Origin of the sequence: Ruegeria sp. HKCCA0370 (assembly GCF_013033705.1) — a bacterium.
Lineage (GTDB): Bacteria > Pseudomonadota > Alphaproteobacteria > Rhodobacterales > Rhodobacteraceae > Ruegeria.
Genome location: NZ_WQEP01000001.1, coordinates 922,436 through 944,611, shown reverse-complemented (window position 1 = coordinate 944,611; position 22,176 = coordinate 922,436). Strand labels below are relative to the sequence as shown.

Sequence of the window (22,176 nt, the reverse complement as noted above, 5' to 3'; positions counted from 1 at the left end):
GAACTGATGCCAAAAGACCCGCAAACCGAGCTGGAGTCCGGCCCGCGCCATGTGGCCATCATCATGGATGGCAATGGTCGTTGGGCGCAGGCACGCGGCCGTCCCCGGCTGTTCGGCCACCATGCAGGGGCGCGGCGCGTGCGCGAGGTTGTCGAGGCCTGCCCTGGTTTGGGGATCAAGTACCTGACGGTGTTCGCTTTTTCGACCGAAAACTGGAAGCGGACCCAGGTCGAGGTGGCCGGCCTGATGAACCTGTTCCGCCGCTATATCATCAAGGAAACCCGGACACTTGCGGATAATGGCATCCGCGTTCGGTTCATCGGAGATCGGGTCCGGCTGGATTCCAAGTTGATCGAGTTGATGGACTCGCTGGAAGAAGAAACCAAGAACAACGATCTGGTTCATTTGACCGTCGCGCTGAATTACGGTGGGCGCGACGAGGTCGCTCGCGCCACAAAGCGTCTGGCACGGGATGTGGCTGAAGGGCGGCTGAAACCCGAAGAGGTGGATGAAGAAACTCTTCCTAAGTATCTGGATACGCGTGTTCTTCCTGATCCCGACCTTGTTATTCGAACCAGCGGTGAAGCACGGATTTCAAACTTTCTTCTGTGGCAATCGGCTTACTCGGAATATGAATTCATCGACACCCTCTGGCCGGACTTCACTGCTGCTGAACTGGCCCGTCTGTGCCAGAATTACGGCACCAGAGATCGGCGGTTCGGAGCGGTTCTGGCATGAGAGACGGCCGATGGTCTGACCTGACAACACGGGTTCTTTCTGCTGCAGTTCTGGTCGTGATCGGATCAATCGAAGTCTGGCTTGGCGGGTGGTGGTTCGAAACCTTCATTGCCGCAGCCTGTGGTCTGATGACGTGGGAATTGGTTCGGATGATCGACCCGCAAGCCCGCGGCGTGGCCGTTCAATTGGGGATTCTGACAAGCATCACCGTGGTTCTCAGCTATCATCTGCCTCCGATTTACACTTTGCCGGTCGTGCTTGCGCCTGCGCTTGTGGGAGTGGGGCAGATCAGTCGTTCGAAGGTTCTGTTCGGGATGTTCGTGGTCTGGATCGTCGGGGCCGGGCTGGGTTTCATTTCGATCCGCGAAAATTCCGGTTTTGGCTGGATGGTTTGGCTGATTGCTGTCGTGGTCGCCACGGATGTCGCGGGCTATTTCGTGGGCAAGGCGGTCGGCGGCCCGAAATTCTGGCCCAAAGTCAGCCCGAAGAAGACGTGGTCGGGAACCGCCGGCGGGTGGGCCGCCGCGGCATGTGTCGGCGCGGTTTTTGCAAGCCTGGCCGGCTTTGGATTCGCTTTTGTCGTTGTTTCCGTTTTGGCTTCAATGGCAAGTCAGGCCGGTGATATTGTCGAAAGCGCGGTCAAGCGCAAGTTCGGTGTCAAAGACAGTTCGAACCTGATACCGGGCCATGGCGGCTTTCTGGATCGGTTCGATGGCATGATGGGGGCCGCGCTGTTCGTTCTGATCGCGGGGCTGATCTATTCGCCGGGTGAAATGTAATGCGAAAGGTATCTGTTTTTGGAGCCACCGGGTCGATCGGGCAGAACACGATTGATCTGATTTCGCGCGCACCGTCCGAGTATGACGTCGTGGCCTTGACCGGTGGTGCCAACATTCAAAGGCTTGCGGATGACGCGCGTCGGCTCGGTGCCGATATTGCCGTCACCGCTCATGAAGACCGGCTTGATGACCTGCGTTCCGCTTTGGCCGGCAGTGACGTCGAGGCGGCTGCGGGCCGGCGCGCCATCGTCGAGGCTGCGGCACGTCCGGCGGATTGGATCATGTCGGCCATTGTCGGCTCGGCCGGGTTGGCGCCGGGCATCGAGGCGTTGAAACAGGGCACAACCCTTGCACTGGCAAACAAAGAGACATTGGTCTGCGCAGGATCATTGGTTCTGGAAACGGCCAAACAGCATGGCGCGCGATTGCTGCCGGTCGACAGCGAACATTCGGCGGTGTTTCAGGCTTTGGTCGGTGAAGACGTCGAAACAGTCGAGCGTGTGATCATCACCGCCAGCGGCGGGGCGTTCCGAGATTGGCCCCTGAGAGAACTGGTGAACGCGACTGTTGAACAAGCCTCCAGCCATCCGAATTGGGATATGGGGCAGCGTATCACCATCGACAGCGCATCGATGTTCAACAAAGCGTTGGAAGTCATCGAAACAAAAGAATATTTCGGTGTCGAACCGGATCAGATCGAAGTGCTGGTGCATCCGGAATCCATAGTACACGCCCTGGTTGGCTATCGTGATGGTGCGATGATGGCCCATATGGGGGCACCCGATATGCGCCACGCCATCGGTTACGCGCTGCATTGGCCCGAAAGACGGGAATTGCCGATACAGCGCCTTGATTTGGCCAAGCTGGGTCAGTTGCGTTTCAACGCGCCGGATCTGGCACGTTATCCCGCATTGAAACTGGCACGGGACGTGATGGCGCGTGGCGGTCTGGCGGGTGCTGTTTTCAACGCCGCGAAGGAACGTGCGCTGGATCATTTCATCGCGCGCCGGACCGGATTTCTGGATATGGCTGATGCCGTCGCCGCGGTTCTCGACAGGTTCGACGCGTCAGACAGCCTTATTGATGCCCCGATGACCCTTGATAACGTACAGCAAACAGACCATCTGGCACGTCAGTGGGTCGATGACGCTGTGGTGGAACGAGCAGGATAGAATTTTGGACGTACTTTCCCTAATCCCGCAATTTGGCAATCTTCTCTGGACGATTGTCGCGTTTGTCATCGCATTGTCGGTCATCGTCGCGGTGCACGAATACGGCCACTACATTGTGGGGCGTTGGTCCGGTATCCATGCCGAAGTGTTCTCGATCGGGTTTGGCCCGGTTCTCTGGAGCCGTGTCGACAAACGGGGGACCAGATGGCAGATCGCGTTGCTGCCTTTTGGGGGGTATGTGAAGTTCCTGGGCGATGCCAATGCAGCATCGGGCAAGGATGAAAAGGCGATGGAAGGCATCGCTACCCAAAGCCCGGAAGAGCTGCGCCGCACCATGCACGGTGCCCCTTTGTGGGCACGGGCCGCAACGGTCGCGGCCGGACCTGTCTTCAACTTCGTCATGTCCATTCTGGTGTTTGGCCTGATTTTCTGGTCACAAGGCGTATCGAAAGAGCCGCTGACAGTCGGATCGTTGCAACCCTTGCCGGGCACTGTGCAGGAGCTGAGAGAAGGTGATGTGATCACGGCCATCGCCGGTGTTCCGACGCCTGACTATGATGAAGAGGGCGCCTGGCAGGACTTTATTGAGGCGCTGCCTGTGGAACCGGTTCTGGATTACACGGTGATCCGGGACGGTGAAACGCTGGATGTACAAGCACCATGGATGTTTCCACCCCTGATCCGCCAAGTGGCCCCACGCAGCGCGGCGATGGATATCCAACTGAAACAAGGCGATGTCATCACGGCGGTGAACGGGGAACCGATCTTTGCCTTCGAGCAGCTGAAGGATTTTGTCGAAGGGTCCGATGGCCGGGTTCTGCTGTTGGACGTCTGGCGGGAAGGGTCCGAGCTGGAATTCGCATTGGCCCCCCGACGCACGGATGAACCTCAGCCGGATGGCGGATTCGTCACCCATTGGCGGATTGGGATCATCGGGGGCATGATGCTGGAGCCGGCAACTGAACCGGCTGGTATTCTGGATTCACTGACCGGCGGTGTCAGACAGACGGGCCGCATTATCGAAGGGTCGCTGTCGGGTATTTGGCACATGGTGACAGGGGCAATCAGCACCTGCAACATCTCGGGGCCGATCGGAATTGCCGAAACCTCGGGGGCAATGGCCAGCCAGGGGGCGCAGAACTTCATTTTCTTCATCGCGGTTCTGTCGACGGCGGTCGGATTGCTGAACCTGTTTCCGATCCCGGCATTGGATGGCGGGCATCTCGTGTTCTACGCTTATGAAGCCATTGCAGGGAAACCACCCAGTGACGGGGCCTTGCGGGTGCTCATGGGGGTAGGGATCACCTTAATTCTCACCCTCATGCTGTTTTCAGTGAGCAACGATCTGTTTTGCTGATTGTGGCGCGCGGCGCAAGATTGGGCCGCAATATTGCCTCATTCTGACGTTATGATTTTTGCGTCTGAGGGAAAAGCCATGACCAAAACGCTGAAAAAATCGTATCAGAGCTTTAGCTTCCTGTTCGTGCTGAATTGGGACGTTCTGCTGAGCTTTGCGGTTACGGCTTTGGCTATGGCAGGTGCCGCCTATCTGGCGGCCATGTGATTCTTACCGAAATTAACGTCGTCAATTTGAATGGCAGTCTTCGCGGCTGCTTCTATTTCGCCTTTTGACAAGCTCATTCAATCCCGCTACTCAGCATTAAAGTCTTAAATTCTGGGTAGAGCATAAAATGACTGACAGGCGAGGGGCGGGCACATCCTGCGGGCAGCAAATGCCAACAAACAATATTTTGTGGCAGGCGCTAGCGGTTCTTTTCCTTTTTGTTGCTGCAAGCTTAATGACTTTTCCGCATGCAGCACTGGCGCAAAATTTCACGATCAATTCGTTTGACGTTGAGGGCAATCGCCGGATTGAAACCGGTACGATCATCGCCCGAACGGGAATCGAACCTGGCCAGACCGTAACTGCTGGCCAGCTCAATGATGCCTATCAGCGTTTGCTTGACAGTGGTGTATTTGAAACAGTTGAGCTGACGCCGCGGGGGTCTACGCTGGTCATCACGGTTCAGGAATATCCGACGATCAATCAGATCAGCATCGAGGGTAACGCCCGTGTCAAAGACGACGTGTTGTTGGACGTTATCGAATCTCAGCCGCGCCGCGTCTTTACCCCGCAGTTGGCCGAGTCTGACGCTGACATGATTGCTGAAGTGTATTCAGCCCAAGGCCGAGTTGCCGCGACCGTAATCCCTCGGATTATCCGCCGTAGCGACAACCGAGTTGATCTGGTTTTTGAAGTGGCAGAAGGCACGACCATTGAAGTGGAACGTGTCAGTTTTGTTGGCAACCGTGCCTTTTCGGACCGTCGTTTGCGCCGCGTTCTGGAAACCAAGCAGGCAACGTTTCTGCGGACGTTCTTCCGGAACGACACGTTCATCGGCGATCGTATCGAGTTCGACAAGCAGGTCATCCGGGACTTCTACCTTTCACGAGGCTATGTCGACTTCCGCGTGAACAGCGCCAACGTCGAATTTACCCGTGAACGGGATGCGTTTTTCCTGGTGATGAATGTAACCGAAGGCCAAAAATTCTCGTTCGGTAAGATCACGACCGTCAGTGAGATTCCGGGCGTGGATCCGGCCCCTTATCAGGACGCGCTGAAGATCAAGCCCGGCGTAACCTATACACCGTCTCTGGTTGAAAACTCCATTACACGCCAGGAACGTCTGGGTCTGAAACAAGGCGTGGATTTCCTTCGGGTGGAACCACGTGTCACACGCAATGACCGCGATCTGACTTTGGATATCGAATTTGTTCTGACAAAAGGTCCTCGGATCTTTGTCGAGCGGATCGATATTGAAGGTAACACAACCACCCTGGACCGGGTGATCCGCCGTCAGTTCGACACCGTCGAAGGAGACCCGTTCAATCCCCGCGAAATCCGTCAAGCCGCCGAGCGCATCAATGCCTTGGGTTTCTTCGCTGTCGCGGAAGTCGAACCGCGCGAAGGATCGTCGCCCAGCCAGGTCATTCTGGATGTGGACGTTGAAGAACAACCTACCGGCTCGCTGAGCCTTGGCGGCAGCTACTCGGTTACGGACGGTTTCGGGATTGCGGTCGGTCTGAACGAATCCAACTTTCTGGGTCGTGGCCAGAACCTCGGTGTGTCGATCTCGACCGCGCAGGACTCGGAACAATACACGCTCAGCTTTACAGAGCCCTATCTGCTGGGCCGCAAGCTGCGCTTTGACCTTGGTCTGGGGCTGTCGGCTACCAATTCCGGGTTTGCAAGCTACGACACAAGCAGTCTTTTCTTTGCACCTCAACTGACCTACGCGATTGGTGAATTGTCGGCTCTGCGGGTTCGCTATGGTTGGGACCGCAGCGAGATGACGCAGCAGGACAATGAAGTTAACGGTGCGGTGATTTCTTCTGAAATTGCGCAGGGCAAACGGACGTCCAGTTCATTGGGACTGTCCTACATTTATGACAGCCGTCTCGGCGGCCTGGACCCCAACACTGGCGTTCTGTTTGAAGTAGGTGTTGATGCCGCCGGACTTGGTGGGGACAACAAATTCTTCAAGACCACGGCACGTGGCATCGCGCAAACCCGGGTTTGGAACGAAGAGGTGGTGCTTCGGGCAACGATGGAACTGGGCGCTCTGCACTGGCGCGGAAACGATTTCAGCCGTACCGTTGACCGGTTTGTGCTGGGCCCCAATACTTTCCGGGGTTTCGAACCTGCGGGTATCGGACCGCGTGACCTGTCCAACGGTCAGGATGACGCGATCGGGGGCAACTACTACTGGGTTGCCCGTTTCGAAACCGACTTCCCGCTGGGTCTTCCCGAGGAACTCGGTCTGCGCGGTGGCTTGTTCTATGATGTTGGCAACCTCTACAACATCGACAACGTCAATACGGCAGGTGCAACTATTGTCGGTGCAAACGGATCGATCCGGCACGTGATTGGGATTTCGGTGCTCTGGGAAACTCCATTCGGGCCGTTGCAGTTCAACTTCTCGCAGCCTCTCAAGAAAGAATCTTTCGACAAGGAGCAGAACTTTGACTTCACGATCCAGGCCCGGTTCTGATCCGCGATGCTGAACAGATTGCTTGGCAGAACACGGGGCCCGCTTTGGGCCCTGTGTGCATTTGTGACGATGGTCTCGGCGCCTTTGGCAAATGCACAGCAGCTTGGTGTGCCACAAGCCAGTGTTGTCACCCTGTCCAGTGAAGAGCTGTTTGCCAAGTCCGCCTTTGGACAGCGCGTTTTTCGCGAAATTGAAAAGGAAAGCGCCTTACTGGCCGAAGAAAACCAACGGATTGTCGCGGAACTGAGCCGCGAAGAAAAGGAACTCACCGAGCAGCGCGCCACCATGTCGGCCGACGAGTTCCGCCCCCTGGCCGAGGCGTTTGATCTCAAGGTTCAGTCCCATCGCGAGGGGCAAAGGGCAAAGCTGGATGTTCTGGCCCGTCGCAGCGAAGAAGCCCAGCAGACCTTTTCCGAAATTGTGCGCCCGGTGCTTGTCGATCTGTTGCGCGAAATTGGGGCCAGCGTGATGATCGAGCGATCCAATGTCGTCGTCAGCACGTCCGACATCACCGAAGCCGCAATCATCCGAATAAACGCCGCGATTGGTGACGGAAGCGATTTGCAAGAGGGTCAGGGCGAATAGGTTCGCTTGCCCTTGCAGTGCTGTATTGCTAACCACGCAAAAAAAGAAACATCCAAAACGGGATATCTGCATCATGAGCACTGAAACCAAAAGCGCAGACATTCAGCTGATCCAGAGGATCCTGCCGCACCGCTATCCGTTTTTGCTGGTCGACAAGGTGGTAGATATCTCGGGCTATCAGTCGGCGCGTGGAATCAAGAATGTCACCATGAACGAACCGCATTTTCAGGGGCATTTCCCCGGTACGCCGATCATGCCGGGTGTCACGATTGTCGAGGCAATGGCGCAGACCGCCGGTGTGATGCTGGGTGTGGGAATGGACGTCATCGACACCGAACTGTTGATTTACTTCATGAGCATCGACAAGTGCAAATTCCGCCGCAAGGTTGTGCCCGGTGATGTGCTGGAAATGCATGTGGAAACCGTACGTGGGAAAAAAGGCGGAAAGCTGTTCAAATTCAGCGGCCGTGCAACTGTCGAAGGCGAAGTCGCCGCCGAGGCGGAATTCTCGGCCTATGTCGACTGGGATATGGAAAAAACAACATGAACGGAGTCCATCCCAGCGCAATTATTGAAGATGGTGCGCAGATTGGACAGGATTGTATCATCGGTCCCTTCTGCCACGTGGGCCCACAGGTGAAACTGGGCGATCGGGTCGAGTTGAAATCGCATGTGGTCGTGACGGGCGACACCTCGATCGGCGACGATACCGTCGTGTTCAATTTCTCGGTGATTGGTGAGATCCCTCAGGATCTGAAATTCAGCGGTGAAAACACTCGGCTTGAGATTGGCAAACGCAACCGCATTCGCGAGCATGTGACAATCAATACTGGTACGGAAGGTGGCGGAGGGGTCACGCGGATCGGTGACGACTGCCTGTTGATGGCGGGTGTTCACGTGGCCCATGACGTTCAGATCGGCAACCGTGTGATCATGGTGAACCATGCCGGCGCGGCGGGGCATTGCATCGTCGAAGACGACGTGATCGTCGGTGGCATTTCGGGGTTGCATCAATGGGTGCGCGTTGGACGCGGGGCCATTATTGGCGCGCTGACCATGGTGCCGAAAGATGTTATTCCTTACGGTCTGGTACAGGCGTCGAGGGGTGAGCTGGATGGCCTAAACCTCGTCGGTCTCAAGCGCAAGGGTGTATCGCGTGAAGATATCTCGGCGCTGCGCGCGGCCTTCAAGGAATTGTCCGACGGCGAAGGCACCTTTATGGATCGCGCCAGCCGGATCGGTGAAGGCAACGAAAGCGACTATGTGCAGCAGATCGTGGATTTCGTCACCGGCCACAGTGACCGATCCTTCCTGACCCCGAGGAAATAGGGTCATGCTTGCGTTGATTGCGGGAACCGGGGCACTGCCGACCGAAGTTGTTGCGCAGTTGGCAGAACGCCCTTTGATCTGCGCGATGGAGGGGTTTCTGCCGGACACCCTGAGCGCGGATGTCGTATTTCCTCTGGAACAGCTGGGCAGTTTCATTGCTGACCTGAAGGCGCAGGGCGTGACCGATATCTGTCTGGCTGGCGCTGTTCGGCGCCCGCCAATCGACCCCTCGCGCATTGACGCCGCGACGCTGCCATTGGTTCCGATCATCCAAAAGGCCATCCTGTCCGGGGATGACGGAGCTTTGCGCGCCGTGATCGGAATTCTTGAAGGGGCCGGCCTCACCCTCAGGGCCGCGCATGAGATCGCGCCCGGTTTGTTGCCGCCTGTGGGATGTCTGACCGAGGCCCAGCCCTCGGACGCCGACATGGCCGACGCTGACCGCGCCGCCGGGATTCTTCGGGCAATGGGGGCGGCGGATACCGGGCAGGCCTGTGCCGTGTCAAAAGGGCAGGCGCTGGCCATCGAGGGGGTGTTCGGCACCGCGTGGATGCTGCACTCCCTGACCCAACGCCCCGACGCTGGCGGCGGCATTCTGTTCAAAGGTCCCAAACCCGATCAGGATCGGCGCGCCGATTTGCCCGCCATCGGGCCGGAAACTGTTGCGGACACGGTTGCGGCAGGTTTGTCCGGGATCGTTTTGGAAAAAGGCGGTGTACTGGTTCTGGAAAAAGAGCGTGTCATCGCTGAATGCAACCGTCTGGGTCTGTTTCTCTATATTCGCGAGCGGGCGGTCTGATGCGTGTCTTTCTGGTCGCCGGTGAACCTTCGGGCGACCGGTTGGGCGGCGCGCTGATGGAGGGGTTGAAAACCCTGGTGCCTGATGTTGAATTCGACGGGGTCGGTGGCCCGTTGATGCAAGCGCAGGGCCTGAGCAGCCGGTTTCCCATGTCCGAGCTTTCGGTCATGGGGCTTGTTGAAGTTCTGCCGAAGTTTTTCCACCTGAAACGGCGGATTTCCGAGACAGCACAGGCGGTGCTGGACACGAAACCGGATGTATTGATCACCATAGACAGCCCTGATTTCAGCTTGCGCGTCGCCAAGATGGTCAAAGCCAACAGCAAAATCCGAACCGTGCATTATGTCGCGCCCAGTGTCTGGGCCTGGCGCCCCGGGCGTGCAGGCAAGATGGCAAAGGTCATCGACCATGTGCTGGCGCTTCTTCCTTTTGAACCTCCGTATATGGAGCGGGCAGGGATGGAATGCGACTTTGTCGGCCATCCAGTGGTTGGCGAACCGATTGCAACACCTGACGAGATCGCCGCCTTCCGCCACCGCTTTGATCTGGGCAATGCGCCGATCTTGCTGGCCTTGCCCGGGTCTCGGCGGGGTGAGATCGAACGTCTGGCAGAGTCTTTCGGCGGTGCGTTGCGGTTGTTTGTCGATGACCACCCGAATTACCGCGTGGTGATCCCGACCGTAGGTGCGACAACCGATCTGATAAACGACCTGGTGCCAGAATGGCCAGGCACTCCCGTGGTGCTGGACCCCCGCCAGGTGGGGGCAGAGCAAGCCACGGCCGACAAACGAGCAGCCTTTGGCGCCGCAGATCTTGCGCTTGCTGCTTCGGGAACGGTCTCGCTGGAACTTGCGGCGCAGAATACACCGATGGTCATTGCGTACAAACTCAACTGGCTGACGCAGAAAATGGCGGAACGGATGGTCAAGCTGGACACCGTTACACTGGTCAATCTGGTCTCGGACACGCGCGCCGTGCCGGAATGCCTGCTGGATGATTGTCAGCCTGAAAAGATCGCCGAAGCCTTGCGAAAGGTAGCCGACGCACCCGACGCGCAACAGCACGCCATGAACCTGACAATGGACAGGTTGGGGCGAGGGGGCGAAGCACCCGGCTTGCGCGCGGCGCGGGCGGTTTTGAACAGAATGCAGCCACGCAATGCTTGATCACGCGCTGTTTGCAGTCTCTGCGGGGATCGCGATGATCTCTACCAATCTGGACAATTTGGCTGTCTTGTTGGGCTTGATTCTGGTGATGGAACAGCGCCGTGCGATCGTGGGCTTTGCGGTCGCTCAGACGATCGTACTTTCCCTGGCCATGACCGTGGCCGTGGGCCTGAACCAGAGCGGCCTTCCGTTTTGGATCGGCTACCTTGGCCTTGTCCCATTGGTGTTTGGCTTGCGCGGAATCTGGCATCAGTTTCGCGAGGCGGACAACGAAGGTGCTGTGTCAAAAGGGGCCGTGACTTCGGTGGTGACGCTTTTCCTGAGCCTCTCGATAGACAGTTTTGCGGTAATGACCCCTCTGCTTGCGGATTCGGCGCCGTCCTATCGGGTCGTGGCGTTGATCGGTGCCGCCAGCGCGGCCGCCTTGCTGGTTGTTGTTGCGGCATGGGGGGCCCCCCACGCCAAAAGCCTTGGCCCGCGCGTTGCCCGGCTGGATCGGATTGCGCCATATATCATGGTCTGCGTCGGGCTCTATATTCTCTTCAACTCTCCCACCGACATGCTGTGACCCGGCAAAGAGAGCGCTTCGTCTCGCATATGTGACCTGCAAAGGTCTGTTGCAGTGATGCAGGTCCAAGGTATCGTGATCCAGAAAAAGGAGCTTTCGACATGACCCGCATTCCCCCTTTGTCGGATCAGGACATGACCGCCGACGCGCGCGCATCCCACGCAGCATTGGGCGCGTATGGTCCGTTTGACAACTGGGCCCGCGTTGCGGCGTATTGCCCTCCGGTTCTGAACCATGTCACGGGAATGCTGACAACCTTGCGAGAGCAGGAGAACCTGCCGCGCCGTGCGTTGGAACTGGCCATGGTGACGGTTTCGAAATTGAATTCCTGCGATTATTGCGTCTCGCATCACACACCGCTGCTGACCGTGGCGGGGCTGAGCCCCGAAGGGGCGGCGCGTCTGCCAGACGTCGCAGATCATCCGGAACTGGATGCCTGTGACAAGGCGGTCGTTCGCTATGCCAAAGCCGTGACGATCCGGTCGGGCCGCATGCGGGATGCCGAAGTGGCGGAGCTGAGGGAATGGTTCACGGATGCTCAGATCGTCGAACTGACCTGGCGCATCGCCTTGTGCGGTGCGTTCAATCGGTTCAACGATGCATTGCAGATTCAGATCGAACCCGAGGTCAAACCGGTTTCAGCTTAATACCCGCGCCAGATCCAGCCGCCGCCGAACACGCGGCTGCCCTCGTTCGCGTAAAACACACAGGCCTGCCCTGGCGAGATACCTTCCTCGGGGGTCAGCAGTTCGACCTCGGCCGTGGTGTCCGACAGCGGCCGAATGATCGCCTCGCGCGGCGGGCGGGTCGAGCGGACCTTGACGGACAGGTGCCATTCATCGCGTGACGTGAAGGGTTCATCGCCCAGCCAGTTGATCTCGCGCACCGGAACGACACGCGTTGCCAGCATCTCTTTCGGGCCGACAACGACCTGCTTTTTGTCGACGTCCAGTTTGACGACGTAAAGCGGCTCGCTGAGGCCGCCGATGCCAAGACCGCGACGCTGCCCGATCGTATAGTGGATTACACCGTTGTGCTGCGCCAGAACGCGGCCATCGGCGTGAACGATCTCGCCGGGTTCCGCAGCTCCGGGGCGCAGTTTTTCGATGACGCTGGCATAGTTGCCGTCAGGTACGAAGCAGATATCCTGACTGTCGGGCTTGTCCGCCACGGACAGCCCATACTGCGCCGCCATCTCACGGGTTGCATCTTTTGACGGCAGGTGGCCCAGCGGGAAACGCAGGAAGTTCAGTTGCTCGGGCGTGGTCGAGAACAGGAAATAGGACTGATCGCGATTGGCGTCTTCGGCGCTGTGCAGTTCCGGACCGTTGGCGCCCATCTTGCGCTGAATGTAGTGGCCGGTAGCCATGCAGTCTGCCTCAAGATCCTTGGCGGTTTCCAGAAGGTCCTTGAATTTCACGCGCTCGTTGCAGCGGATGCAGGGAACCGGCGTCGCGCCTGCCAGATAGCTGTCGGCGAACTCGTCGATCACGGCATCCTTGAAGATGTTCTCGTAATCCAGAACGTAATGTGGAAATCCACGCTCTTCCGCCACGCGGCGCGCATCATGAATATCGATTCCAGCGCAACAGGCACCTTTCTTGGCCAACGCCGCGCCGTGGTCATAAAGCTGCAACGTCACACCGACCACATCATAGCCCTGATCGGCCAGATAGGCCGCGACAACGGAACTGTCGACGCCCCCCGACATCGCCACAACGACCCGCGTTTCCGAGGGCGGTTTGGCAAAGCCAAGCGAGTTCAGCGGGGTCTCGGTATCGAGGGCCATTGCAGATTCCAGTCCGGGTTAAGAAAGACCGGCAGAATATAAGAAAATTCTACACACTCTCAAGGGGCGGTTTCACACGACTTTAAGTAGGCTGAGGTCAGCTTTGGTGCAGCAAGAAGGGTAAAGCGATGTATTTGCACAAAGTTGAAGGGCCAAGGTCTGTTGCTCTGCCGGATGGATCCATTTTGACGCATGCGGATTTACCGCCGGCGAACACAAGGCGATGGGTGGCGTCACGCAAAATTCTTGTCGTGCGCGGCGTGCTTTACGGGCTGATCAGCCTGTCTGACGCAAAAAAGAAATACGGCCTGAGCGACGAAGAATTCAACGGTTGGGTTTCTTTGGTCGCGGAACACGGCGCCGAGGCGTTGAAGGCGACGGCGCTAAAAAAGTATCGACAACCTAAAGGAGAGCGTGAATAAATAATTCAACGGTAACGTCAGATTAACCATTCTTGGTCAGGTTTAAATTTAATTGGAATTATTGACCCGAATTGGAGCAGTGAAAAATGCGCATACTTCTTGTCGAGGATGATCCGACCACGTCCAAAAGCATCGAACTGATGCTGACGCATGCGAACCTGAACGTCTATGCGACGGATCTTGGCGAAGAAGGAATCGATCTGGCGAAACTCTATGATTACGACCTGATCTTGCTTGATTTGAACCTGCCGGACATGAACGGGCACGAGGTTCTGCGCCAGTTGCGGATCGCCAGGGTGGAAACGCCGATTCTGATTTTGTCCGGTGCTGATGATACCGAAAGCAAGATCAAGGGATTCGGCTTTGGCGCGGATGATTATCTGACCAAGCCCTTCCATCGCGAAGAACTGGTGGCACGCATCCATGCCATCATCCGCCGTTCCAAAGGGCATTCGCAATCGATCATTCATACAGGGCGAATTGCGGTGAACCTTGATGCAAAAACCGTGGAAGTGGATGGCAAGACGGTTCATTTGACCGGCAAGGAATACCAGATGCTCGAGCTGCTCAGCCTGCGCAAGGGGACGACTTTGACCAAGGAAATGTTTCTGAACCACCTGTATGGCGGCATGGATGAACCTGAACTGAAAATCATTGATGTGTTCATCTGCAAACTGCGCAAAAAGCTCAGCAATGCGACCGGCGGAGAGAACTATATCGAAACCGTCTGGGGCCGTGGCTATGTGCTGCGAGATCCGCAAAGCAACACGCTGGACGAAACACGGATGGCGGTCGGGCTTTGATTTGAACCACCTGTGCCGCCGGTGGTCCAGGGCGGCACATTGCACTCACGGCTCAGCACGTCTGGACCTGGCCATGGCCTCGCCCTATCACTGAGGTCCAAGTACGCGTGACAGGGCGAGGCCATGAGCAACTTAATTTCCATATCCGAGCTGACGGAAGATGAGGCGCGTGCCGAGCTTGCACGTCTGGCCGAAATATTGTCGAAAGCAAACACGCTGTATCACACGGCTGATGCGCCTGACATGTCGGATGCCGACTATGACGCTCTCAAACGGCGCAATGCCGAGATAGAAGCGCGCTTCCCTCATCTCAAGCGTCCCGACAGCCCGACGGATCAAGTGGGTGCAAAGCCTGCTGATGGTTTTTCGAAAGTCACGCACGCCGTGCGCATGATGTCGCTGGGCAACGCTTTCGATGATGACGACGTGGCTGATTTCGACAGGTCGATCCGGAAATACCTGGGTCTTGGGGCGGGTGAAAGTTTGGCCTACACCGCCGAACCCAAGATTGATGGCCTGTCGTTGTCATTGCGGTATGAAAACGGACAGCTTGTTCAGGCTGCCACGCGCGGAGATGGTGAAGTCGGTGAAAACGTAACGGCCAATGCCCGCACGGTATCCGATATCCCGCAGCACCTGAAAAACGCGCCAGAGGTTCTGGAAGTCAGGGGTGAGGTTTACATGTCTCACGCGGATTTCGAGGCGTTGAACGCGCGGCAGGCAGAGCGCGGCGGAAAACCCTTTGCCAATCCAAGAAACGCGGCGGCGGGGTCTTTGCGACAACTGGATCCGGAAATCACGCGCTCGCGCCCGTTGCGTTTCTTTGCTTACGCCTGGGGAGAGGTTTCAGAGCCATTGTCCGACTCGCAGATAGGGGCGATCGAGCGGTTGAAATCACTTGGATTTTCGACGAATCCCCTGACCCGCCTGTGCAAAACGACGCAAGAGATGCTGGAGCATTACCGGGATATCGAAGCGCAACGTTCCACCTTGGGCTATGACATCGACGGGGTCGTCTACAAGGTGAATGATCTGTCGCTTCAGGCGCGTTTGGGGTTCCGCTCAACTACGCCGCGATGGGCGATTGCTCACAAGTTCCCGGCCGAACTGGCCTGGACGAGGCTGGAGGCGATCGACATTCAGGTCGGTCGTACAGGCGCGCTTAGCCCGGTTGCACGGTTGCATCCGCTGACGGTGGGCGGCGTTGTTGTGTCCAACGCCACATTGCACAACGAAGACTATATCGCGGGGCGCGATGCCAAGGGCGGCACGATCCGCGATGGCAAGGATATTCGTGTCGGCGATTGGGTTCAGGTATACCGCGCCGGGGATGTGATTCCGAAACTGTCAGATGTTGATCTGTCCAAGCGCCCGGCCGGTTCGCAGCCGTTTATCTTTCCGACGCGCTGTCCGGAATGTCAAAGCGAGGCGATCCGTGAAGAAGGTGATGCGGTCCGCCGCTGCACCGGTGGCTTGATTTGCCCTGCGCAGGCCGTTGAAAAACTGAAACATTTCGTCTCGCGCAAGGCGTTTGACATAGAAGGCCTTGGTGCAAAACAGATCGAGATGTTCTATGATGATCCGATCCTTCCGATAAAGACTCCGGCGGATATCTTTACACTGGAGCAGCGTGACAGGGCCAATCTGGCACGGCTGAAAAACCGGGATGGGTGGGGAGAAACCTCGGCCAGAAACCTGTTTGCCGCGATCGACGAAAAGCGGACCATTCCGTTTGCGCGCCTGTTGTTCGCTTTGGGCATTCGACATGTCGGCGAGGTCGGAGCGCGCGATCTGGCGCTGTTTTACCGCGATTGGGAGGCCATGACGCAGGCCCTGGACGCCGCCCGCCCTGCGGCTTTGGCTCAGCGGCAAGCGGATGAGGCCGAGGATGCCGAACGGGCAGCCGCGCTGGCAGAAGGTCGTCGGGCACGTGTCAAGGAAGTGCGGGATGCGGCCATAACCGCGGCGCGTGTTCCGCCGGATGCCAATGCCGCCTGGGCTGAGTTGATTGGAATAGACGGGATCGGCGCAACGCTGGGTCTGTCCCTGTCCGATGCATTTTCGAACGTGGAAGAGAGGCGCGCGTTCGATACGTTGCGCAAGGAACTGACAATCTTCGCTCCTGATGCGCCCGCCTCAGACAGCCCGGTGGCTGGCAAGACGGTTGTGTTCACCGGTACTTTGGAAAAGATGACCCGCGCCGAGGCAAAGGCACGGGCCGAGGCGTTGGGTGCGAAGGTTTCTGGTTCCGTCAGCAAGAAAACCGACATTCTGGTCGCCGGGCCCGGTGCGGGTTCGAAAGCCAGGAAAGCGGCAGAGCTGGGTATCGAAACCCTGGATGAGGATGGCTGGTTGCAGCTGATCGAAGGCGCATGAGCGGGAGGCCGGAACAGCTGTTCCCGCTGTTTGCGGGGCTTGAAACACTCGAGGGCGTCGGCCCCAAGACCGCGCAGGTCCTGCAACAGGCCGGCGTTGAGAGCCCACGCGACGTTCTGTTCGGCTTGCCCTATGCCGTCGTCGACCGACGTCGGCGAGAGACGATTCAGGGCGTCGATCTGCCCGCCACGTTGACCGTCGAAGTGACGGTCGGCCCACACAGGCCGCCGCGCAACAAGGGGGGCGCATACCGCGTGCATGTCGAAGACAGCCAGGCCGATTTCCAGCTGGTTTTCTTTCACGCGCGCGGGGAGTATCTGAAGAAAGTACTGCCTCAGGGCGCGCGCCGTGTGATCTCGGGCAAGCTGGAGCTGTTCGACGGCATGGCTCAGATGGTGCATCCGGATCATATGTTGCCGGTCGAGCAAGCCAGTGAAATTCCGGAATTCGAACCGGTATATCATCTGACACAGGGGCTGACTCAAAAGACGGCCTTCAAGGCCACCCGCAGCGCATTGGCGCGGGCGCCAAAGCTGGCGGAATGGATCGACCCGGCGCAGATGGCACAGCAAAACTGGCCGGATTGGATCTCGGCAATTCGTGCCGGTCACAATCCTCAGGGGGCTGATGATGTCTCACCATTTGCGCCCGCGCGTCAGCGTCTGGCCTATGACGAGCTGTTCGCCCATCAGATGACGCTGGCTCTGGCGCGTCAGCGAGAGCGGAAGTCCCGTGGTGTCGTCAGCGTAGGGACAGGCGAGTTGCAATCCAGGGTGTTGGCCAGCCTTCCTTATCGTCCGACCAGCGCACAAAGCCGCGCGATCGAGGAAATCGCCGCCGATATGGCATCGGATTCCCGCATGAACCGATTGTTGCAGGGTGATGTGGGGGCCGGCAAGACATTGGTGGCCTTCATGGCCCTTCTGATTGCAGTCGAGGCCAAAGGGCAGGGCGTGATGATGGCCCCGACCGAGATACTCGCCCGCCAGCACCTAGAAGGGTTGCGACCGCTGGCGGAAGAGGCCGGAGTGGTGCTGGAGCTGCTCACTGGGCGTGACAAGGGCGCAGAGCGGCGCGCCAAGCTTGAGGCTTTGAAAAATGGCAATATCCAAATTCTGGTCGGCACCCATGCCGTGTTTCAGAGTGATGTTGAATTCAAAGCGCTGCGCTTGGCCATAGTTGATGAACAGCACCGGTTTGGCGTGCGCCAGAGGATGGAGTTGTCGGAAAAAGGGCAGGGCGCGGATGTATTGGTGATGACCGCCACCCCGATTCCACGCAGTCTGGCGTTGGCGCAATATGGCGATATGGATGTCTCGGTGCTGGACGAAAAGCCGCCGGGGCGCAAACCGATCAAGACAGCGATTGTCAGTACGCAGCGCATGGACGAGGTCGTGTCGCATCTGCGTCGGGCGATTGATGAGGGGCGGCAATGCTATTGGGTCTGCCCCTTGGTCGATGAATCCGAGGTTTCAGACCTGACGGCTGCTGAAGAACGGTTCAAACGCTTGCGTGCCATATTGGGCGAAGGTGTGGTCGGGCTGGTTCACGGGCAAATGCCGCCGTCGGAAAAAGACGCGGCAATGTCCGCATTCCAGAACGGGGACACCAAAGTTCTTGTGGCCACGACCGTCATTGAAGTGGGGGTCAATGTGCCCAATGCCACGATCATGGTCATCGAACGGGCCGAAATCTTTGGTCTGGCCCAACTGCATCAATTGCGCGGCCGCGTGGGCCGGGGTGATGCGGAATCGACGTGTTTGTTGATGTATCAACCGCCGCTCAGCGAGGGGGGGCGCAAAAGGCTGGAGGTTCTGCGTGAAACCGAAGACGGATTCCGTATTTCTGAAACCGATCTGGAGATGCGCGGTGCCGGGGATCTGATCGGAACTGCGCAGTCCGGTCTGCCAAAGTTCCGCATTGCGGACCTCGAGCGTCAGGCCGGCTTGATGGCCGTGGCCCAATCCGATGCCCGGGCATTGCTGAATGCGGATCCCAAGCTGACCTCGGACCGGGGGCGCGCGGCACGCGTGCTTTTGTGGCTGATGAAGCAGGATCAGGCGATCCGTTTGATTTCAGTGGGTTAGGCAAAAAGATCCAGAAAGTTCACAAATGTTCTCAAAAAGTTCTTTACCGACTCGGGTAAATATGAGAACAAAAGGTCAACAAAGGATTAAAGCTCTGACCGGAGGTGACCCTATGCTGACCCAGATCAAGACCGTATTCAGCCGCTCACAATCGACGATCCTACAGGATGCCGTGGGCGTGATATCTCTGGTCGTGATCCTGATGGTCGCCTTGCACCTGCCGGTTGGCTTCTGAACCTTTCTGCCTGCGATCTCGTGCCGAAAAAACCGCGCTGTCATCCCCATTTCAGTCAAGGGTGACCTGCCTGTCCCAAACCCCTTGAGGGGCCTTGCCTCGGCCCCGTGCGGTAATCCGGACCCCACGCGAGACACGCAATGCCTGCCGCCGCCCTTTCGCCCGGAAGGTGCGGCGGTTTTTTTTACAACTGGCCGGTTTTGAAAATCTCAAGCAATGCGGACAGCACTGAATTGACCGCGACCGAGGCTAGGATCATCCCCATGATACGGCTGATGATCGCTGCTCCTGAATGGCCAATCAGGCGGATGATCGGTTCGGCCAGAAGCATGAGAACGAAGGCAACTACTAAAACCGACAGCATGACCAATGCGGTAATCCCCTGATCGGCTGCACTGTATCTATGGTTGTCCGTCAGGATCACCACTGCAAGCATCGCGCCGGGCGAGGCCAGAGACGGAACCGCAAGAGGAAATATCGCGGGATTCTGCTTGTGATACTTATCTTCCTGATCCTCTTCGGCCTGACGCTGTTCTATGTCTTGTTTGCTTTCGCCAAAGATCATGGTCAGAGCGAACAGAAACAAGATGATGCCGCCTGCGACCTGAAATGAATTCAGTCCAATATCCAGCGCTTCGATCAGCAATTGCCCAAACACGAGAAAGAACAAAAGGACACCGGCGCTTATTATCGATGCCAACAGCGCTGTTTTGCGACGCGCGGCGGCCTCTAGCCCCGCAGTGACGGCAATGAAAACGGGAATAGTTCCAATCGGGTCTATTACGACCCAAAGAGTTACAAAATGCTCGAGTAGATTTTCCAAAACCCATCCCTCCTTAAATTTAAGCGGAAGGTAAACGGGTTTACATCAAATAGCTATGATCAGGCGCAATCTGCCTGTTCGGCCTGCGCCATGGCTTCGGCGGCGGCATCCAGCGCCAGCAGAATTGACGCGTGGCGGTTCTTGTAGTCCCGCGCCGGCATCAGGACCTCAAGGCCGTCAAACGGCGCATCCGGGGCGGGGCCGTCCTTTTTCAACATGGCCGCAAGCTGATCGCGCGCTGCTTCGACCTGCGCACGCGTGGCACCAATGATCGCGTCGCCAACCACCGAAGCAGAGGCCTGTCCCAGCGCGCAGGCTTTGACGTCCTGCCCGAAGGCGCTGACACGTCCATCCTGAACCTTCAAATCAACCGTTACGGTAGAGCCACAAAGAGGCGAGCGTTTCTTGACTGTTGCATCCGCGTTTTCCAACCGATCCAGATGCGGGATGTCGGCCGCCAACGCCAGAATGCGTCCGGAATACAGCTTGATCAAGTCGTTCTCGCCGCTCATGGCTTTCCCTCGTCGTGTGTTCCTCATACATAGTGGCCAGCCCAACGGATGCAAAAGGTTTTTGTCATGTCTCACCCCGTCGCGTTTGAACCATCGACTCTGAAATATAACGAGGCGGGACTGATTCCGGCAATTGCGCAGGATGAGGTGTCGGGCGAAGTTCTGATGATGGCATGGATGAACGCACAGGCCATTGAAAAGACGCTGGAAACGGGCAGGGTGACCTATTGGTCGCGCTCGCGTCAGTCTTTCTGGATCAAGGGTGAAACTTCGGGCCATGTGCAGGAACTGGTGGATTTCCGCATCGACTGTGACCGCGATTGCCTGTTGGTTCTGGTGCGTCAAACCGGTGCTGCCTGTCACACCAACCGCCGGACGTGCTTTTATACTGCGGTGCGGGACGGGGCCGAGACCGAACTGATGGCCCCGATGGAGTAACCGAGTCAGATCAAAGCCCCACCATATGCCGGATGTCTGCCGGGCTGGCACCATCGGCCCGGTATTTCGCGATGGCACGCGCATCGTCGCGTTTCGCCAGCCGTTTGCCGGCGTCATCGCGGATCAGATCGTGATGATAATACACAGGCGTCGGCAAATCCAACAGCACCTGAAGCAGCACATGGATGCGTGTGGCTTCGAACAGATCCTGACCTCGGACCACATGGGTGATCCCCTGGGCCGCGTCGTCAAGAACGACGGATAAATGGTAGGACGTGCCCATGTCGCGGCGGGCCAGAACGATATCGCCGACACTGGTTTCCAACTCATCCGGGGTAAAAGAAATTGTTCCTGTTTCGCCACCGGGGCCGGAGCCCAGTTCCAAGAATTGGAATTTGGCCGGATCTTGGATTGTTTGACAGGCCTTGGCAACATCCAGTCGCAACACCTGGTCCCTCGGGTGAGGGTTTTGACTTAAGTCTATACCCTGGTTTATTTTTCGACACGTTCCGGGATAGATAATTCCGTCTGGCCCAAGCAAGGGCGCGCCTTCCTGGGGCGCGCTTGCGGCGGCGGCAATATCCTTGCGATTGCACAGGCAGGGATACAGAAGACCTTTCATCCACAACCGCTCCAACGCGAGATCATAGATACTCAGCCGATCTGATTGACGCAGCACTGGTTCCGGCCATGTCAGCCCCAACCAATTGAGGTCATCATAGATCTGGTCCTCCCAATGCGAGCGCGAGCGGGACCGATCGATATCTTCGATGCGAAGCAAGAACCGGCCGCGTTCAGATCTGGCCATATCACTGGCGATCATCGCAGAATACGCGTGACCAAGGTGAAGCGGGCCAGTCGGGGATGGCGCGAAACGCGTTACGAAAGTCACGCTTTTTCTATAACATACACGTCAGAGTTAAGGTTGATGCCGGGCAAGTGCGGCCCGTGTTCACGAAATAGCAAACGTGCGGCACCCATGTCGACCCAATCCGTCAGTCGGCAGGTGAATTTGTGATCTGACAGCGCATGGTCGTTCAGGGAAAACGCCAGCAACCCACCTTTGGGCAAGGCGTGCATCAACTGGTCGAATGTCTCGGGCGGGGCCGCGCCCTGACCGATGACGCCGATGGCGGTGATCACCGAATACGCGCCGCGCCTGAGGGGGGCCGGTTTGGTGATGTCAAACCCGGTCAGGGTTCGGTAAACACCCTTGGCCTCTGCCTCTTCCAGCATTTTGGGGGTGGGATCGATACCATCGATGACCTCAAATCCCGCTGCCCGCAAGGCGAGACCGGAAAGCCCCGTTCCGCAGCCGAAGTCCAGAATCGGCGTTTGGGGGTGAGGGTGGAATTGCCACAAAGCCGCGGCCACCCGTCCCGGGGTTGCATATCCCTGTTCCGCGACCTCTTCTTCATAGGTCGCGGCCCAGTTCTGGTAATGCGTTTCAGTGTCTTCAGGCGTGTCGAGATCGTAGGTGCTGTCCAGGAACTTGTCGCTCAT

At 57.7% G+C, this 22,176-nt stretch carries 24 protein-coding genes; 19 read left to right on the top strand and 5 right to left on the bottom strand.

Going from position 1 to position 22,176, the window contains the following annotated elements; all coding sequences use genetic code 11:
* The first annotated feature begins 6 nt into the window (after positions 1-6).
* From GOW31_RS04765 to GOW31_RS04710, 13 genes are all read left to right on the top strand, one after another.
* Complete coding sequence (locus GOW31_RS04765; RefSeq protein ID WP_171116012.1) at positions 7-738, top strand: isoprenyl transferase; 732 nt, start codon at positions 7-9, stop codon at positions 736-738.
* Positions 735-1,517 (top strand): phosphatidate cytidylyltransferase, encoded by a 783-nt coding sequence (locus tag GOW31_RS04760; RefSeq protein WP_152457923.1) that lies wholly within the window; start codon positions 735-737, stop codon positions 1,515-1,517. The genes GOW31_RS04765 and GOW31_RS04760 overlap by 4 nt, the downstream gene beginning before the upstream one ends.
* Positions 1,517-2,689: a 1-deoxy-D-xylulose-5-phosphate reductoisomerase gene (gene dxr, locus GOW31_RS04755; protein WP_171168244.1), complete on the top strand. Its 1,173-nt coding sequence runs from the start codon at positions 1,517-1,519 to the stop codon at positions 2,687-2,689. Before GOW31_RS04760 ends, dxr begins: the two co-directional genes overlap by 1 nt.
* Positions 2,690-2,693: 4 nt before the next feature.
* The gene (rseP, locus tag GOW31_RS04750) at positions 2,694-4,046 is read left to right on the top strand and encodes an RIP metalloprotease RseP (protein ID WP_171168242.1); all 1,353 of its coding nucleotides are present in this window, start codon (positions 2,694-2,696) and stop codon (positions 4,044-4,046) included.
* A 78-nt stretch (positions 4,047-4,124) separates the two neighbouring features.
* On the top strand, positions 4,125-4,253 hold the full coding sequence (locus GOW31_RS22170; RefSeq protein ID WP_256367495.1) for a hypothetical protein: 129 nt from the start codon (positions 4,125-4,127) through the stop codon (positions 4,251-4,253).
* 235 nt (positions 4,254-4,488) lie between these two features.
* Positions 4,489-6,741 (top strand): outer membrane protein assembly factor BamA, encoded by a 2,253-nt coding sequence (bamA, locus tag GOW31_RS04745; RefSeq protein WP_371813705.1) that lies wholly within the window; start codon positions 4,489-4,491, stop codon positions 6,739-6,741.
* A gap of 6 nt (positions 6,742-6,747) precedes the next feature.
* A complete protein-coding gene (locus GOW31_RS04740) occupies positions 6,748-7,326 on the top strand; it encodes an OmpH family outer membrane protein (protein ID WP_152457927.1) in 579 nt (192 codons plus the stop codon).
* A 73-nt stretch (positions 7,327-7,399) separates the two neighbouring features.
* A complete protein-coding gene (gene fabZ, locus GOW31_RS04735) occupies positions 7,400-7,873 on the top strand; it encodes a 3-hydroxyacyl-ACP dehydratase FabZ (protein WP_152457928.1) in 474 nt (157 codons plus the stop codon).
* Positions 7,870-8,655 carry an acyl-ACP--UDP-N-acetylglucosamine O-acyltransferase gene (lpxA, locus tag GOW31_RS04730; RefSeq protein WP_171168239.1) on the top strand — a complete coding sequence of 262 codons (786 nt, stop codon included), beginning with the start codon at positions 7,870-7,872 and terminating at the stop codon, positions 8,653-8,655. Before fabZ ends, lpxA begins: the two co-directional genes overlap by 4 nt.
* Before the next feature lie 4 nt (positions 8,656-8,659).
* Entirely contained in the window at positions 8,660-9,454 is a 795-nt protein-coding gene (locus tag GOW31_RS04725; protein ID WP_171168237.1) for an LpxI family protein, read from the top strand.
* Positions 9,454-10,620, top strand: coding sequence for a lipid-A-disaccharide synthase (gene lpxB / locus GOW31_RS04720; RefSeq protein WP_171168235.1), 1,167 nt, complete (start codon positions 9,454-9,456; stop codon positions 10,618-10,620). The genes GOW31_RS04725 and lpxB overlap by 1 nt, the downstream gene beginning before the upstream one ends.
* On the top strand, positions 10,613-11,188 hold the full coding sequence (locus tag GOW31_RS04715) for a hypothetical protein (protein WP_171168233.1): 576 nt from the start codon (positions 10,613-10,615) through the stop codon (positions 11,186-11,188). Before lpxB ends, GOW31_RS04715 begins: the two co-directional genes overlap by 8 nt.
* Positions 11,189-11,289: 101 nt before the next feature.
* Entirely contained in the window at positions 11,290-11,835 is a 546-nt protein-coding gene (locus tag GOW31_RS04710; RefSeq protein WP_171168230.1) for a carboxymuconolactone decarboxylase family protein, read from the top strand.
* Here the strand turns inward: GOW31_RS04710 and mnmA are convergent.
* A complete protein-coding gene (mnmA, locus tag GOW31_RS04705; protein ID WP_170344352.1) occupies positions 11,832-12,977 on the bottom strand; it encodes a tRNA 2-thiouridine(34) synthase MnmA in 1,146 nt (381 codons plus the stop codon). The genes GOW31_RS04710 and mnmA overlap by 4 nt on opposite strands.
* A 128-nt stretch (positions 12,978-13,105) precedes the next feature.
* Here mnmA and GOW31_RS04700 point away from each other — a divergent pair, with 128 nt between their 5' ends.
* The 5 genes from GOW31_RS04700 (at position 13,106) to GOW31_RS22165 (ending at position 18,900) form a co-directional block, all read left to right on the top strand.
* Positions 13,106-13,399, top strand: a complete 294-nt coding sequence (locus GOW31_RS04700) for a DUF1153 domain-containing protein (RefSeq protein WP_171168228.1) — start codon at positions 13,106-13,108, stop codon at positions 13,397-13,399.
* Positions 13,400-13,485: 86 nt separating this feature from the next.
* Positions 13,486-14,202, top strand: a complete 717-nt coding sequence (gene ctrA, locus GOW31_RS04695; RefSeq protein WP_152457936.1) for a response regulator transcription factor CtrA — start codon at positions 13,486-13,488, stop codon at positions 14,200-14,202.
* Positions 14,203-14,325: 123 nt separating this feature from the next.
* Complete coding sequence (ligA, locus tag GOW31_RS04690; RefSeq protein WP_171168226.1) at positions 14,326-16,578, top strand: NAD-dependent DNA ligase LigA; 2,253 nt, start codon at positions 14,326-14,328, stop codon at positions 16,576-16,578.
* Positions 16,575-18,665, top strand: a complete 2,091-nt coding sequence (gene recG, locus GOW31_RS04685; protein WP_171168224.1) for an ATP-dependent DNA helicase RecG — start codon at positions 16,575-16,577, stop codon at positions 18,663-18,665. Before ligA ends, recG begins: the two co-directional genes overlap by 4 nt.
* A gap of 112 nt (positions 18,666-18,777) precedes the next feature.
* Entirely contained in the window at positions 18,778-18,900 is a 123-nt protein-coding gene (locus tag GOW31_RS22165; protein WP_256368775.1) for a hypothetical protein, read from the top strand.
* 184 nt (positions 18,901-19,084) lie between these two features.
* On the opposite strand, the gene GOW31_RS04680 is transcribed toward GOW31_RS22165, so the two are convergent.
* Positions 19,085-19,723 carry a MarC family protein gene (locus GOW31_RS04680; protein ID WP_152457939.1) on the bottom strand — a complete coding sequence of 213 codons (639 nt, stop codon included), beginning with the start codon at positions 19,721-19,723 and terminating at the stop codon, positions 19,085-19,087.
* Between the two features lie 59 nt (positions 19,724-19,782).
* A complete protein-coding gene (locus GOW31_RS04675) occupies positions 19,783-20,235 on the bottom strand; it encodes an iron-sulfur cluster assembly scaffold protein (protein ID WP_171168222.1) in 453 nt (150 codons plus the stop codon).
* Positions 20,236-20,283: 48 nt separating this feature from the next.
* Between GOW31_RS04675 and hisI the strand changes: the two genes are divergently transcribed.
* Complete coding sequence (gene hisI / locus GOW31_RS04670) at positions 20,284-20,673, top strand: phosphoribosyl-AMP cyclohydrolase (RefSeq protein ID WP_171168220.1); 390 nt, start codon at positions 20,284-20,286, stop codon at positions 20,671-20,673.
* Positions 20,674-20,683: 10 nt separating this feature from the next.
* Here hisI and gluQRS read toward each other — a convergent pair whose 3' ends face one another.
* Together gluQRS and GOW31_RS04660 are read right to left on the bottom strand one after the other, a co-directional pair.
* Entirely contained in the window at positions 20,684-21,565 is an 882-nt protein-coding gene (gene gluQRS, locus GOW31_RS04665; protein ID WP_171168219.1) for a tRNA glutamyl-Q(34) synthetase GluQRS, read from the bottom strand.
* Positions 21,562-22,176, bottom strand: a complete 615-nt coding sequence (locus GOW31_RS04660; protein ID WP_171168217.1) for a class I SAM-dependent methyltransferase — start codon at positions 22,174-22,176, stop codon at positions 21,562-21,564. The genes gluQRS and GOW31_RS04660 overlap by 4 nt, the downstream gene beginning before the upstream one ends.